Genomic DNA, 13,939 nt, shown 5'->3' on the forward strand with positions numbered 1-13,939 from the left:
GCCGGGTGGTCTCCACCTGGACAGCTTGCCACGCTAGGAACGCAGGAACTCGCGGGCGCCCCGCAGGCGGGTGCGCAGGCGGGACCGGGTGGCGGTGCAGTCCAGCCGGACGTCCAGCGGGCCCGGGTCCGGCGATCCGGCGCGCAGGGCGGCGGGCAGGCGGGCCGGGTCGAGGCCGTCGCGGCGGGCGATCAGGGTGCCCAGCTCGTGGCGGCTCACCGCGTCCGGCCCGGCGACGTGGTGGACCCCGGCGTACGGGGAGGCGGCCAGCTCCAGCAGGGCCGCGGCCAGGTCGGCGACGTGGACCGGGCAGCGCACGTCGTCGGTGAACAGCGCGCCGCCCGAAGCCCCCGTGGCCAGGGCGTGGACGCGGGTCTCGTGGACCGAGCCGCCGTCGCCGACGATGAGGGACGTGCGGGCGATGACGGCGGACGGGGTCAGGCCGCGCACCGCCGTCTCGGCGGCGGCCTTCGCGGCGCCGTACGGCGTGACCGGGTCCGGGTCGCTCGTCTCCGGGTAGGACCGCGCGGCGCCCGAGAAGACCGCGTCCGAGGACACGTGGACCAGGCGGGCGCCCGTGGCGGCGGCCGCGGCCGCGACGTGCAGGGCGCCGTCGGCCGTGGTGGCCCATTCGGCCTTCCGGTACGCCGCGTTGACGACGACCTCGGCGCTCAGCGCGGCCACCGCGCGGCGGTCGCGCAGGTCGAGCGGGTGCCAGGTCACGCCGGCGGCGGCGACCGGGCGGCGGTGGTAGGTCGCGGCGACCCGGTGGCCGGCCGCCCGGGCCTGGCGCACCAGTTCCCGGCCCAGGTAGCCGCTGCCCCCGATGATGAGGATGTCCATGCGTCGATCAGGCCGGGAGCGCGACGCCGGTCAGGGACAGGGCGATGCGCTCGGCGGTGAGGCGGTCGACCTTGGCGAGCACCTGCAGCGGGCCGCGCTCCTCGAGGGCGTGGCGCCCCTTGCCCCACCCGGTGCCGTCCCACACCACGTCCCACCTGCCCAGCGCCACCGGCTCGACGTCGAAGCGCGGCTGGTCGAAGAGGGCCTCGTAGCTGCTGGTGTCGCCGGGCTGGGCGGCCTGCCACGGCAGCGGCTCGCCCGAGTCCTTGGTGCGCCACAGCGATTCCGGGGCGGTGCGCCACGGCAGGCCCAGCGCGTCGATCGGCACCATGATGCCCGGGTAGGAGTCGTCGTGGGCGCGGTAGCCGAGCCGGTCCGGTCCCGCGGTGCCGGCCTCCGCGAGCGCCCGCAGGCCCGCCGTGACGGCCTCCGTCTTCGCCGTCTCGTCTTCCTTGTCGTACATCCAGATGCCGAGCGACGCGCCGCCGCCGTACGACTCCGTCATCTGCTGACGCCCGCCGTCCCACCACTGGTAGTAGGCGCCGCGGCCGTTGTCGTCGCGGTCGGTGAGGTGCAGCATCACGTTCGGCCCCAGGCGGGGCAGCGCGCGGGCGATCCGGCCGGCGAGATCGTCCCACGACGCCGGGCCCGGCTGCGGGTCGGGCCACCGCACGACGGCGTCGCCGCGGCGGCGGCCGCACTGGAGCGTGACCGTGGACGGGCCGGCGTGCACGACGAGGAAGTGGCCGTCGCGGTACCAGTACCTGCTCTCGCCGTGTGGCCGCGTGTCACGGGCGTCGTCGGGCGGGCCGTACAGGTCGGTGAGCTGGCCCGCGACGCGGCGCATGAGGTCGTAGCGCAGCCAGGAGGGGGAGTCGTCGACGTCGGGCTCGTCCTCGGTGCCGAACCACTGGTCGAGGCGGATTCGCAGGTTGGATACGGTGCCGTCCGCGTTGTCGCCGGCGACGTGCTTCCAGGCGTACGGCAGGCGTGGCCGCTCGGCGCTCACCGTGCGCGCGGTGGGGTTGCCGGTGCGCCAGCCGAAGCGTTCCTCGCACAGCGCGACCGGGAACGGCTCGGCCCACGGCAGGCTCGTGACCTGATCCAGCCACTCGGCGACGTCGTCCGGACCGCGGGTCTCCCAGTATTTCACGGTGGCCGAGCGTAGACGACGTTTGCCGGGAGCGGGGGGCGGGAACTGCGGTCCTGGTGAACCGATGGCGCGCGATGAGTGTGGCGCTGGTCGCGGGGTTCATGACCCTGCTCGACGTCAGCATCGTCAATGTGGCCCTGCCCTCCATCCGTGCCGAGCTGCACCTCGGCTCGGGCGAGCTGCAGTGGGTACTGTCCGGCTACGCGCTGACGTTCGGGCTGCTGCTCGTGCCGGCCGGCCGGTTCGGCGACGCCCGTGGGCGCCGCAACGCGTTCATCGCCGGGCTCGTGGTGTTCACGCTGGCCAGCGCGGCCGCGGGCCTGGCCACCGGGCCGCTGTGGCTGGTCGCCGCGCGGCTCGTGCAGGGCGCCGCCGCCGGGGTGGTGAACCCGCAGGTCTCCGGGCTGATCCAGCAGCTGTTCGCGCCGCCCGACCGGGGGCGGCCGTTCGGGCTGCTCGGGGCGACCATCGGGGTGTCGACGGCGGTCGGGCCCCTGCTCGGCGGGCTGCTCATCCAGGCCTTCGGCGCCGCGCAGGGCTGGCGCTGGATCTTCTACATCAACGTGCCGATCGGGGCCGTCGCGATCGCCCTCGCGGCGCGCTGGCTGCCGGGCCGGCCCGAGGAGCGCCGGGAGCGGGAGAGCCTCGACCCGTTCGGCGTGGTGCTGCTCGGCGTGGGCGTCCTGCTGCTGCTCCTGCCGCTGGTGCAGGAGCGGCAGTGGCCCGGGGCGGGCAAGTGGCTGCTGGCCGTGGCCGCGGCCGTGGTGCTGGCCGGGTTCGTGGCCTGGGAGTGGCGCTTCGCCCGGCACGGCACCTCGCTCGTCGACCTGTCCCTGTTCAAGGTCCGCTCGTACGGCCTCGGCACGCTCGTCGGCCTGTGCTACTTCGGCGGGTTCACCTCGATCTTCTTCACCTACACGCTGCTGCTGCAGAGCGGCCTGCAGTACTCGGCGCTGCAGGCGGGCCTGGCCATCACCCCCTTCGCGCTGGGCTCGGCGGCCGCCTCGGCGCTGGGCGGGCGCACGGTCGTGCGGTACGGCCGCCCGCTGGTCGCCTCCGGCCTGGTGCTCGTCGCCGTGGGGCTGGCGGCGACGCTGGTCGCGCTGGACCTGGTGCCCGGGCGCGGGGCGGGGCTCGCCGCCGCGCTGCCGCTGCTCGTCGCCGGGATCGGCAGCGGCCTGGTGATCAGCCCGAACCAGACGCTCACCCTGGCCGAGGTGCCGGTCCGCCGGGCCGGCAGCGCCGGCGCGGTGCTGCAGACCGCCCAGCGCATCGGCACGGCGATCGGGATCGCCGCCGTCGGATCCGTCTTCTTCAGCCGTCTGGCCGGCACCGGCGGCGACTGGGAGTCGGCGTTTCGCGCGTCGCTCTACGTGACGATCGGCTTCGTCCTGGTCGCCCTCGTCGCCGCGCTCGTCGACGTGGGGTCGGGACTGCGGCGTCAGCGCGAGCAGGTCGCCGACTAGCGGCGGGCGTCAAGACAGGTTGACGCAGGGGCCGTGTCAAGCTACGTTGACAAGCGTGGGAGATGCGGATCCCGGGACCGGCCTGCGGGCCGTCCTGGCCCTGCGCCGGCTGGCCGACCGCCTCGAGGCGGTGCAGGTGCGCAACGCCCGGCGGCTGGGCTGGTCCTGGCAGGAGATCGCCGAGGCGCTCGGCGTGACCCGCCAGGCCGTCCACCAGAAGCACGCGAAGGAGCCCTGATGTTCGAGCGCTTCACCCACCAGGCCCGATCCGCCGTCGCCCGCGCCCGGGACGAGGCGGTGGCCATGGCCCACCCGTTCATCGGCACGGAGCACCTCCTCCTGGCCCTGCTCGCCGACGACGAGGGACCGGCCGGCGCCGTGCTGCGCGCCGCGGGCGTGCGGGCCGAGGCCGTGCGCTCGCGCATCCGCGAGCTGGTCGACGACGAGCCGCTCGGCGACCGCGACGCCGAGGCCCTGCGCGCCATCGGCATCGACCTGGACGCCGTGCGCACCCAGGTCGAGCAGGCCTTCGGCGAGGGCGCCCTGGACGAGCCCGGCCGCCCCGCGACCCGCCGCGGCTGGCTGCGCCGCCGCGCCGAATCCTCGCCGGCCCGCGGCGTGCCGTTCAGCCGGCGCGCGAAGAAGGTCCTCGGGCTGTCCGTGCGCGAGGCCGCGGCGCTGCACGACGGGCACATCGGCACCGCGCACATCCTGCTGGGGCTGCTGCGCGAGGGCGAGGGCCTGGCCGCCAAGGTCCTGCACGACCTCGGCGTCGACCTGCCCGGACTGCGCCGCCGCACCCTGGACGGCACCGCCCGGGCCGCCTGAACGGGCCGCGTCAGCGCCGGTCGAGCAGCGCCCGGATGCGGGCGGCCAGGATGGCGGGCATGTCGCCGGCGACGTGGACGGCGACGGACTCGGTGCCCGGGCGGCGGGCCAGCCGGACCGTCAGCGGCCGGCTATGGTGCCCCGGCCGACGGACTCGGGGATGGTGGTTCGGTCGTACACCCACCGGCCGCCGCCTCACCCGGCGCCGGGCGCCCACGGCCGGCGCGACGGTCACCTGACTCCGCACCAGGTGAGGCGAGGCGACCCGGGCGGCCCCCACCGTTGGGCCTATGACGTTGACCGCGCCGGCCCGTGCGGGCGCCGCCCGGCTCACGCCGATGCTCGGGCCCGCGGCCGTCGCGGCGATCGCCTACGTCGACCCGGGCAACGTCGCCACGAACCTGACCGCGGGCGCCACCAGCGGCTATCTGCTCGTGTGGGTCGTGGTGGCGGCGAGCCTCGTCGCGGTGCTGGTGCAGTTCCAGGCGGCGAAGCTCGGCGCGGCGACCGGGCGCAGCCTGCCCGAGCTGTGCCGCGAGCGGCTCCCGCGCTGGACGACCTGGGTGCTGTGGGCGCAGGCCGAGCTGGTAGTGCTCGCCACCGACCTGGCGGAGTTCGTGGGCGCCGCGATCGGGCTGCGCCTGCTCTTCGGCCTTCCGATCGCGCCGGCGGCCCTCGTCACCGCGGCCGTGTCCATGGTGCTGCTGGAACTGCGCCGCCGTGGCCGCCGCCGCTTCGAGCTGCTCACCGTGGCCGCGCTACTGCTCGTCGGCGCGGGCGTGCTCTACGACGTCGTCGCGGTCGGGCACCAGTCGGCGGCGGGCCTGGCCGGCGGGCTGGTCCCGTGCCTGGACGGCCCGGCGACGGCCGTGCTCGCCATGGGCATCGTGGGCGCGACCGTGATGCCGCACGCGATCTACCTGCACTCGGCGCTGACCCGCCGCACCGGCCCGGCCCGCCACCCCGGGCTCGTGCGCCGCGCCCTGCGGCTGGACTGCGGCGTCGCGCTGGGCGGCGCGGCGGTCGTCAACCTGGCGATGATCGCGCTCGGGGCCGGGCTGGGCGCCCGCACCGGCGGCGGGTGGACCGGCGACATCCTCGCCGCGCACGCGGAGCTCGCCGCACGGGCCGGCGGGGCGGCCGCGCTCGCGTTCTCGGTGGCGCTGCTGGCCTCGGGCCTGTCGTCGTCCGGCATCGGCACCCTCGCCGGCGACTTCGTGATGCAGGGGTTCCTGGGCCGGCGGGTGCCCAGCCGGGTGCGGCGGCTCGTCACGATGGTGCCGGCGATGGTCGCGCTGCTGGCCGGGGCGCCGCTGACGGGCCTGCTCGTGGTGAGCCAGGTCGTGCTGTCGCTCGGTGTCCCCGTCGCGTTGTTCCTCCTGGTGTACTTCTGCCGCGACCGCTCCGTGATGGGCGCCCTGGTCAACGCGGTCGCGACGACCCGGATGGCGGCCGGCGCCGGGCTGGTCGTGGCCGCGGCGGGGCTCGCCCTGCCCGTGCTGCTGCTGCGCTGAGGAGCCCCGTCGTGCCTTCCGCCGTGCGCATCCGCTGCAAGCTGCTCGCCTGCGGCGCCGGCCTCCTGCTGGCGCTCACGCTGGGCGCGGCGCTGGCCACCGTGCTCGCGCTCGCCTTCGCCACCGTGGCGATACCCGTCGCCGCCGTCCTGCTCGGCGGGGTACCGCTGCTGCGCGCAATCGCCGGCCTGAGGTCCGCACCACACGGCCGGCCCACCAAAGGAACCCGGGAGAAGCCGACATGACGCTACCCAAGGAGAAGGTCCGCACCACCATCTGACCGCGCCATACTGGGACGATGTTCGATGCGGAACATTCGGCCGACGTCGTCGCCGCGAGCTTCGCCGGCGCGTCGACTTCCCGATCACCGTGCAGGTTGCCGGGCCCTCACGGTAGCCGGGTCGGTCAGAGCGGGCCGACCGTCAGGCGGGCGGTGAAGCCGTCGGGCTCGCGGTGCAGGCTCACGTGGCTGCACACCTGGTGGGCGATCCACAGGCCGAGGCCGGCGGAGGCGTCGCTGGCCGCCGGGAGCAGGCCGGCGAAGGCGTCCTTCGGGCCGTCGCCGCGGTCGGCGACGGTGACCACCATGCGGCCCGCGCCCGTCCACGCCCGCACGTGGATCGGCTCCCGGCCGTACAGGTGGGCGTTGGTGACGATCTCGCTGACCGCCAGGACGAGGTCGTCGATCTCGCGGGCCGACAGGTGGTCCTCGCCCGCGGCGCGGATCGTGTCGCGGGCCCGCGCCGGGGACGGGCCGAGCAGGTCGACGGCGGGCCGGGCCAGTTGGATCGGGTCGGCCGGGGCCGGACGGCCGGCGAGCAGGAAATCCTCGGGTTCGCGGTAGCTCGCGTTCGGCTCGTGCCGGTCGCCCGGCCGCGCGGTGCGCGGGTGGGTCCGGTCCACGTCGTCGAGCACCGCGGCCGGGGTGATCCGCTCGTCGTACGCGCACATGCTCCACAGCGGGAACTCGTCGTACGCGTGGTTGACCGCCGACTCGTACCGCGCCCACCAGTCCCACGTGGGGCCGAACGTGTCGGGCGCCAGCTCGCCGACGATGCGGATCTGCCCGGCGCCCGCGGCGGCGTGCTCGGCCAGCAGGCGGCGGTAGGAGCGGATCGCGCCGGCCGGGCGGGCGTAGATCTGGCCGCCGGTGAGGAACGTGACCGGGGCACCGGCCGGCAGCTCGGCGCGGACCAGGGCGGCGTTGCGCTCGCCGAACGCGACCAAGGTCGGCTCGCCGGCCTCGGCACCGCCGAGCAGGAACGGCAGCACGACCGCGAGCAGGTGCTCGTCGGAGTCGTAGCGGATGGCCTCGTGGAAGTAGCCGGTGTGCGCGGCCGCGGCGCCGGTCCTCATCGCGGCCCCTCGACCCGCACCCGCGCCAGCCCCACCAGCTCGGCCAGCCGGGCCACGGCGGGCAGCGGGGTGCGCAGGACGACGATCGCCCCGGCCGCCTCGCCGTAGCGGTGCAGGTGCAGCAGGGCGCGGTGGTCGGCGAAGCGCAGCCCGGCCGCGTCGATCACGATCCGCCCGCCGGCCGCCCTGGGCCGCACGTGGGCCAGGGCGACCGGGAACAGCCTGTCGGCGGCGATGTCCAGCTCGCCGGCGAGCACGGCGGCGGGGCCGCCCGGCGGCCCGGACCGCAGCGTGAACCGGACGCCGTCGACGTTGGCGGCGGGGTGCAGGCAGGCCAGCTCGGCCACCGGCCGGTCCCCGGCCGCGCCGCGGTCGACCGCGCAGATGGCCCGCATCGGCGCGCCGGCGATGTAGCTGTCCACGAGCGCCTCGTAGCGCGCGAAGGCGGCCAGCCCGGCCGGGGTGCTCACCAGCGGCGTCACGTCGGCCACGACCCGCAGCCCGGCGTAACCCGCGGACAGCGCCGCCTCGGTCGCCCCGGCGTACGCGGCCACCTGGGCCTGCGGGTCGAGCTGCGTGCCGGCCGGGTATGCGGTCTCCAGCGCCACGAACAGCACCGAATCGGGGTCGGTCACCGCGGCGTCGGCCAGCCAGCCGGTCAGCCCGCCCGGTCCGCCGGGCGCGGCATACAGGACCCGCTCCCCGGCGGCCAGGCCGGCGCCGAGGTAGGCCCGCGCGCACGACTCCAGGTCCGCCCGGTCGTCGTAGGCCAGGCAGGAGTGCTTCGCCGCGACCGTGGCGCTCACCGGCACCGCCGCGCATTGCCCATGCCCGCAGCGTACCGACACCCGGGCCGGACGTCGGCACAAGGTAACCCCTGTGGCCGAAAATATTGCTCTCGGTGATCATGGATGGCCGTCGTTGCCCGGCTACCAGGCGAAGCGCTCGCGGTGCAGGCGAGGGGCGGGGACGCCGAGGCGGCGGGCGGCGCGCAGGACGGCGTCGGTCCACGGGTCCGGGCCGCAGACGTAGACGTCGTGGTCGGGCAGGTCCGGGGCCAGGGAGCGCAGGGCCTCGGTGTCGTCGTAGTCGGCGTAGCCGGCGGGGAGCCAGGAGCCGGCCGAGGCGCGCGGGCCGACCAGCGGGACCAGGCGCACGCCGCGCTCGCGGGACAGCCACTCCAGCTCCCGCAGGAAGGCGACCTCGTCGGCGTGGCGGGTGCGGTACACCAGCGTGGCCCGGCCGTGCCCGTACGGCAGGTCCCACAGCAGGGCCAGCAGCGGCGTGACGCCGACGCCGCAGCCGAACATCGTCACCGGGCCGCCCGTGTAGGTGTCGGCGGTCATCCGGCCGTACGGGCCCTCGATGAGCACCCGGGTGCCGGGGCGCAGCGCGGCGACCCGGGCGGTGCCCTCGCCGACGGTCTTCACCGTGATCCGCAGGCGGTCGCCGCGGGGCGGCCCGGACAGCGAGAACGGTTTGCCGTACAGGGCGCCCGGGCCGTCGAGGAAGCGCCAGACGAAGAACTGCCCGGCGCGGGCCGGGAGGCGGTCCAGGCGGCGGCCGCGCAGGTAGACCGAGACCAGGCCGGGGGCCTCGGCGACGACCCGGTCGACGGTGAGCCGGTGGCGCAGGGTGCGCCAGACCGGCATGCCGAGGCGGAACAGCACGGTGGCGACGGTGGCGGCGCCGTACATCGTCCACCAGAACGCCCTGTCGAGCGTCCCGGCGAAGTCGCTGCCCAGCCACAGCTCGTGCGGCACGGCGAGGGCGATGCCGGCGTAGGCGTACAGATGCAGCAGATGCCACGCCTCGTACCGCAGCCGGCGGCGCACGAACCGCAGGGACGTGAGCACGACCAGCGCCAGCGCGCACAGTCCGAGGGTCGCCATGACCATCCCGCGGTACTGCGCGAGCAGCGTCCCCGCCTGGTGCACCACGTCGGTGCCGGCCCGCCGCGCCGAGGCGACCAGCGCCAGCCCGACGTGCGCGAGCAGCAGCGCGAACGACGCCGCCCCGGTCCAGCGGTGCCAGCGGGCCAGGGTGTCCTGCCCGAAGGCCCGCTCGACCCACGGGATGCGGGCCATGAGCAGCACCTGGAGCAGCAGCAGGTCGGTGGACCACAGCCCGGCCAGCCGGCCCGCGGCGGCCAGCCCGGGCGCGGCGGTGGGCAGCCCGAGGGCCCACAGCGCGGCCGCGGCGGCCAGGCTGCCCGCCGCGGCCAGGGTCACCGTCTTGCGCACAGCGCAGTACGATACGAACGCCGCGCCGGGCGGCCCAGGACTTGTGAACAGTCCGACGGATCTGCGAAAAGCGTTATCGCGGGCCGCTTCCCGCCTCGCGGGCGGGTCCGGCGGCTACCCCGCCCCCGCCGCGACCGGAACCGGCAGCGGGTCCGGCGCCTCCGGCCCGGGCTCGCGCTCGTCGGCCTTGACCAGGGCGATGCCGGCGATGACGACCACGCCGCCGGCCAGCTGCCAGGCGCCGGGGGCCTGGCCGAGCAGCAGCCAGGCGAAGACCACGGCGAAGAGCACCTCGGTGAGGCCGGCGAAGGAGGCGACCTTGGCCCCGAGGCGGCGGGACGCGGCGATGCCGGCGGCGTAGGCGACCGCGGCGGCGATCAGGGACAGCCCGGCGATCGGCACCAGCCAGCTCATCCGGCGATCGAGCAGCGTCACGTCCGCGCCGCTGGTGCGGAACGGCAGCAGGCCCGCGGCCGCGAAGACGCCCAGCGCGACGGCCCCGACCGCCATGCCCGACCAGGCCAGCACGATCGGCGGGAGGGCGCCGTCGCCGCGGGAGGCCATGACGAAGTACACCGCGAGCGACACCGCGGCCAGGGCGGCCCACAGCACGCCGGCCGTGTCGAGGCGGCTGCCGGGATCGAGGACCAGGATCAGCCCGGCCAGCGCCGCGAGCCCCCCGACGACGGTGAGCCGCCGGGGCCGCTGGCCGTGCCGCAGCCAGGCCCACACGACGACGAGGAGGATGCCGCCGTACTCCAGCAGCAGCGCCACCCCGACGTCGAGGCGCTTGACGGCGTTGAAGAACGTCAGCTGGGCGCCCGCGACGGCGACGAGCCCGAACGCCAGGATCTGCGGCAGGGACCTGCGCAGCGCGCCGGGCGCCTTGCGCAGCGCGACCACGGCCGGGACGGTGAGCACGAGCGCGGCGATGCCGATGCGCAGGGTCACCGCGGCCCCCGGCGTCCACCCGGCGGCCATGAGCGAGCCCGCGAACGGCCCGGCGGTCCCGAACGTGGCGGCCGAGAGCAGCGCCAGCCCGATCCCGGTCGGTCCCCGGCGCCCGTCAGTGCCAAAACGCGTTATGCTCATAACGCAGGACGCTAGCCCCGGGCCGCATAAGGAGTCAAGGTGATTTTTGCTCATGACACCGAGGAGGCCCTGGTCGTGGCCGTCGCCCTGGTCAACACCGGCACGGAGGCGGAGCTGCTGCCCGACGTCTCGGCCCTGGAGACGTTCCTGTCCCAGTGGACGTGGACCGGCAAGCTGGTCGGCGACGACGCCGAGCTGGAGGCGGTCCGCGCCCTGCGCCTCCGGCTGCGCCGCTTCTGGACCGCCACCGAGGACGAGGCCGTGGAGCTGGCCAACGGGATGCTGCGCGAGGCGCGGGCCCTACCCCAGCTGGTCAAGCACGACGGCTGGGACTACCACCTGCACGCCACCCCGCCCGACGCCGACCTCGACGTGCGCATCGCGGTCGAGTTCGCCATGGCGATGCTGGACGTGATCCGCACCAAGTCGCTGGACCGGCTGCGCACCTGCGCGGCCACCGACTGCGAGGACGTCCTCGTCGACCTGTCCAAGAACCGCTCCCGCCGCTTCTGCGAGGGCGGCTGCGGCAACCGCACCAACGCGGCCGCGTACCGCGCCCGCAAGAGCCGGTCGTAGGCCCGGATAGGATCACGGGGTGCCGGTGCTGCTCATCGCGCGCCTGACGGTGCGTGGCTCGTACGTGCGCGATCTCGAGCTGCCGGCGGACGGCACCTTCGACACGGTGCAGTTCTTCCTGCCCGACGACGGGCCGGTCGTCTACCGCGTCCGCACCTTCGCCTTCGACCACGACATCCACGTGCAGGGCCTGGGCCGCCAGCCGGTGGAGGCGCTGCGCGCGCACCTCGACCGCACCGTCGGGGACGTCCTGGCCGGGGTGGACGAGGTGGCGCTGCCGACGATGGGCCGGCCGGACCTGGTCGCGGCCGGGATCGGCGAGGGCGACCTGGAGGTGGCGCCGGAGGCCCGCTTCGCGTTCTGGAACCCCGACGGCGGCCGGTACGCCACCCGGGCCGCGCCCATCGCGCCGGAGGAGCGCGACGGGCTGCGCGAGGTCGTGTACCTCGGCGGGATCGCCCGCTTCTGGCTGCCCGGGACGTGGGAGAGCGAGCAGGACCCGCGGTCCGGCGGCTGCTTCTACGACCCCGACGGCGAGGGCACGCTGCGCCTGAGCGTGCTCACCTTCGACACGTCCGCCGCCACCGGGCCGCCGGTGCTGCGCCCGCCGCGCAAGCCGGGCGAGCGCCAGATCGACGGCGGCACCCTGCCCACCGGCTGCGAGTTCGACGGGTACGAGATCTCCGCCGTCGAGGACGGCGAGGACCTGCGCATCCGGTACTGGCAGATCGCGCAGGAGCTGCCGGGGCAGTGCCGCGTCTACGTCTTCTCGTACACGTACCCGGCCGCCGCCGGGGCCGACCTCGCCGGCGAGCTGGCCCTGCTCGACCGCGAGCTGCGGCGGATGATCCCGTACCCCGACCCGGTCTGAGCCCGGGCGTCACGGGGCGAGGGGCAGGCCGGCGTAGTTCTCGGCCAGGCCGGTGGCGCCGGCCCGGCTGGAGGTCACCCAGCGCAGCTGGGACAGCTGCAGCTCGGCGTCGAAGGGGTCGCCGGTCGCGTGCAGCATCGTGGTCATCCACCAGGAGAAGTGGGTGCTGCGCCAGGCGCGGCGCAGGGCCGTGCGCGAGTAGGCGTCGGCCAGGTCCCAGCGGCGCTCGCGCAGCGCCGCGGTCAGGGCGCGGGCGAGCAGGGCGGCGTCGGCGACGGCCAGGTTCAGGCCCTTCGCGCCGGTCGGGGGGACGATGTGGGCGGCGTCGCCGGCGAGGAAGAGCCGGCCGTACCGCATCGGCGCCTGCACGAGGCTGCGCATCGGCAGCACGCTCTTGTCGGTGATCGGGCCCGGGGTGAGGCGCCAGCCCCGCTCGCCGTCGCCGAGGCGCAGGGCCAGCTCCGACCAGACGCGCTCGTCGGGCCAGTCGGACGGGTCCGTGCCGGCCGGCACCTGCAGGTACAGGCGCGAGACCGCGGGCGTTCGCATCGAGTGCAGCGCGAAGCCGTTCGGGTGCCAGGCGTAGATCAGCTCGTCGGTGGACGGGGCGACGCCGGCCAGGATGCCCAGCCAGGAGTACGGGTACGTGCGCTCGAAGGTGCGGCGTTCCCCGGCGGGGACGGCGGCGCGGCTGGGGCCGAACGAGCCGTCGCAGCCGGCCACGACCTCGGCGTCGAGGCGCTGGGCGGTGCCGTCGGGGGCGGTCCAGGTGAGGTACGGCCGGTCACTGGTCAGCTCGTGCAGGCGGGTGCCGGCGACCTCGTAGAACACCGGGGCGGTGCGGGCGGCGACCAGGTCCTTCTGCAGCTCGGTCTGGCCGTACACCCACACGCCGCGCCCGGTCAGCGCCACGAAGTCGAGGTGGTGGCGCTCGTGCGGCCACTGCAGGTAGATGCCCCGGTGCCGGTGGCCCTCGGCGCGCAGCCGGGCGCCCAGGCCGGCGTCGGTGAGCACCTCGACGCTGCCGTGCTCCAGGATGCCGGCCCGGATGCGGGCGGCCACGTGCGCCTGCGAGCGGGTCTCCACCACCACCGACTCGATCCCGGCCAGCCCGAGCAGGTGCGACAGCAGCAGCCCGGCCGGACCCGCGCCCACGATGGCGACCTCGGTACGCATGCGCCCAGCCAACCGGGCCGCCGCCCGGCGCGGAAGACCGGAGTTCCGTCCAGCGGAAGGGAACCGTCGCGGGGCGGGCGTTGTCCGCATACGTTCGAGGGCGTGACCAACTTGCGGTCGCAGGCCGACGCGTGACCCGCGTGTACACCGAGCACGCCGTCTTCCGCATCACCCCGTCCGGCGCCGAGATCGCCGAGACCTTCGGCACCCCGGCCGACGAGCTGCGCGCCCGCCTGGCCCTCCCCGGCCGCTGACCCGCCCGCGCATCGCCGGCCGCGCAGTGGGTACGGACCGGGGTATGCGAATTCCTTCCTGGGTCGCCACCACGGCCGCGGTCACCGCCACCGCCGCGCTCGGCTCGCTCGCCGCCCGGCCCGACGACGGGTGGTACCGCCGCCTGGACAAGCCGCGCTGGCAGCCGCCCCGCGCGGCGTTCCCGATCGCCTGGACCACGCTCTACGGGCTGCTCGCCTTCGCCGGGGCGCGGGCCCTGGACGCCACCACGGGCCGGGCGCGGCGCGAGTTCGGGCTCAGCTACGGGCTCAACCTCGCGCTCAACGCCGGGTGGACCGCCGTGTTCTTCGCCGCCCGGCGCCCCCGCGCCGCGCTGGTCGAGATCGCCGCGCTCAACGCCTCCAACCTCGACCTCGCCAAGCGGGCGTGGCGGGCCGACCGGGCGGCCGGGGCGGCGGTGCTGCCGTACGTGGCCTGGACCGCCTTCGCGACCGCCCTCAACGCCGACATCGCCCGCCGCAACCGCGGCTAGTGCTGTGACCGCAAACGTTGGCCGGGTTGGATGCGGTTGAGATTTTGTCGTACGT

The 13,939-nt window shown here is 75.8% G+C and carries 17 protein-coding genes; 9 read left to right on the forward strand and 8 right to left on the reverse strand.

Going from position 1 to position 13,939, the window contains the following annotated elements; translation table 11 throughout:
* Positions 1-33 precede the first annotated feature (33 nt).
* Together ABD352_RS36920 and ABD352_RS36925 are read right to left on the reverse strand one after the other, a co-directional pair.
* Positions 34-843 carry an SDR family oxidoreductase gene (locus ABD352_RS36920; protein WP_344617192.1) on the reverse strand — a complete coding sequence of 270 codons (810 nt, stop codon included), beginning with the start codon at positions 841-843 and terminating at the stop codon, positions 34-36.
* Between the two features lie 7 nt (positions 844-850).
* Positions 851-1,996: a hypothetical protein gene (locus ABD352_RS36925; RefSeq protein ID WP_344617193.1), complete on the reverse strand. Its 1,146-nt coding sequence runs from the start codon at positions 1,994-1,996 to the stop codon at positions 851-853.
* A 53-nt stretch (positions 1,997-2,049) separates the two neighbouring features.
* On the opposite strand from ABD352_RS36925, the gene ABD352_RS36930 reads away from it, so the two are divergent.
* The 3 genes from ABD352_RS36930 to ABD352_RS36940 are packed head-to-tail and all read left to right on the forward strand — an operon-like array spanning position 2,050 to position 4,290.
* Positions 2,050-3,462 (forward strand): MFS transporter, encoded by a 1,413-nt coding sequence (locus ABD352_RS36930; protein ID WP_344617211.1) that lies wholly within the window; start codon positions 2,050-2,052, stop codon positions 3,460-3,462.
* Positions 3,463-3,508: 46 nt separating this feature from the next.
* Positions 3,509-3,700, forward strand: coding sequence for a helix-turn-helix domain-containing protein (locus tag ABD352_RS36935; protein WP_344617194.1), 192 nt, complete (start codon positions 3,509-3,511; stop codon positions 3,698-3,700).
* Entirely contained in the window at positions 3,700-4,290 is a 591-nt protein-coding gene (locus ABD352_RS36940) for a Clp protease N-terminal domain-containing protein (RefSeq protein ID WP_344617195.1), read from the forward strand. Before ABD352_RS36935 ends, ABD352_RS36940 begins: the two co-directional genes overlap by 1 nt.
* A 10-nt stretch (positions 4,291-4,300) precedes the next feature.
* On the opposite strand, the gene ABD352_RS36945 is transcribed toward ABD352_RS36940, so the two are convergent.
* Positions 4,301-4,474 carry a hypothetical protein gene (locus ABD352_RS36945; protein WP_344617196.1) on the reverse strand — a complete coding sequence of 58 codons (174 nt, stop codon included), beginning with the start codon at positions 4,472-4,474 and terminating at the stop codon, positions 4,301-4,303.
* A gap of 106 nt (positions 4,475-4,580) precedes the next feature.
* On the opposite strand from ABD352_RS36945, the gene ABD352_RS36950 reads away from it, so the two are divergent.
* Together ABD352_RS36950 and ABD352_RS36955 are read left to right on the forward strand one after the other, a co-directional pair.
* Positions 4,581-5,804: an Nramp family divalent metal transporter gene (locus tag ABD352_RS36950; RefSeq protein ID WP_344617197.1), complete on the forward strand. Its 1,224-nt coding sequence runs from the start codon at positions 4,581-4,583 to the stop codon at positions 5,802-5,804.
* Positions 5,805-5,815: 11 nt separating this feature from the next.
* Positions 5,816-6,049, forward strand: a complete 234-nt coding sequence (locus tag ABD352_RS36955; RefSeq protein WP_344617198.1) for a hypothetical protein — start codon at positions 5,816-5,818, stop codon at positions 6,047-6,049.
* A gap of 160 nt (positions 6,050-6,209) precedes the next feature.
* On the opposite strand, the gene ABD352_RS36960 is transcribed toward ABD352_RS36955, so the two are convergent.
* From ABD352_RS36960 to ABD352_RS36975, 4 genes are all read right to left on the reverse strand, one after another.
* Entirely contained in the window at positions 6,210-7,160 is a 951-nt protein-coding gene (locus ABD352_RS36960) for an anti-sigma factor RsbA family regulatory protein (RefSeq protein ID WP_344617199.1), read from the reverse strand.
* A complete protein-coding gene (locus ABD352_RS36965; RefSeq protein WP_344617200.1) occupies positions 7,157-7,966 on the reverse strand; it encodes an MEDS domain-containing protein in 810 nt (269 codons plus the stop codon). The genes ABD352_RS36960 and ABD352_RS36965 overlap by 4 nt, the downstream gene beginning before the upstream one ends.
* Before the next feature lie 123 nt (positions 7,967-8,089).
* A complete protein-coding gene (locus ABD352_RS36970; protein WP_344617201.1) occupies positions 8,090-9,403 on the reverse strand; it encodes a ferredoxin reductase family protein in 1,314 nt (437 codons plus the stop codon).
* A gap of 114 nt (positions 9,404-9,517) precedes the next feature.
* A complete protein-coding gene (locus ABD352_RS36975) occupies positions 9,518-10,495 on the reverse strand; it encodes an EamA family transporter (protein ID WP_344617202.1) in 978 nt (325 codons plus the stop codon).
* Positions 10,496-10,534: 39 nt separating this feature from the next.
* Here ABD352_RS36975 and ABD352_RS36980 point away from each other — a divergent pair, with 39 nt between their 5' ends.
* Entirely contained in the window at positions 10,535-11,071 is a 537-nt protein-coding gene (locus tag ABD352_RS36980; protein ID WP_344617203.1) for a CGNR zinc finger domain-containing protein, read from the forward strand.
* Between the two features lie 19 nt (positions 11,072-11,090).
* The gene (locus tag ABD352_RS36985; protein ID WP_344617204.1) at positions 11,091-11,942 is read left to right on the forward strand and encodes a hypothetical protein; all 852 of its coding nucleotides are present in this window, start codon (positions 11,091-11,093) and stop codon (positions 11,940-11,942) included.
* Positions 11,943-11,951: 9 nt separating this feature from the next.
* Here the strand turns inward: ABD352_RS36985 and ABD352_RS36990 are convergent, their stop codons facing one another.
* The gene (locus ABD352_RS36990) at positions 11,952-13,118 is read right to left on the reverse strand and encodes a 4-hydroxybenzoate 3-monooxygenase (RefSeq protein ID WP_344617205.1); all 1,167 of its coding nucleotides are present in this window, start codon (positions 13,116-13,118) and stop codon (positions 11,952-11,954) included.
* A 131-nt stretch (positions 13,119-13,249) separates the two neighbouring features.
* Here ABD352_RS36990 and ABD352_RS36995 point away from each other — a divergent pair, with 131 nt between their 5' ends.
* Both ABD352_RS36995 and ABD352_RS37000 read left to right on the forward strand, forming a co-directional pair.
* The gene (locus tag ABD352_RS36995) at positions 13,250-13,372 is read left to right on the forward strand and encodes a hypothetical protein (protein WP_344617206.1); all 123 of its coding nucleotides are present in this window, start codon (positions 13,250-13,252) and stop codon (positions 13,370-13,372) included.
* A gap of 44 nt (positions 13,373-13,416) precedes the next feature.
* Positions 13,417-13,884, forward strand: coding sequence for a TspO/MBR family protein (locus ABD352_RS37000; RefSeq protein WP_344617207.1), 468 nt, complete (start codon positions 13,417-13,419; stop codon positions 13,882-13,884).
* The last annotated feature ends 55 nt before the right edge of the window (positions 13,885-13,939 follow it).

Source organism: Dactylosporangium salmoneum (genome assembly GCF_039532525.1).
Classification (GTDB): Bacteria; Actinomycetota; Actinomycetes; order Mycobacteriales; family Micromonosporaceae; genus Dactylosporangium; species Dactylosporangium salmoneum.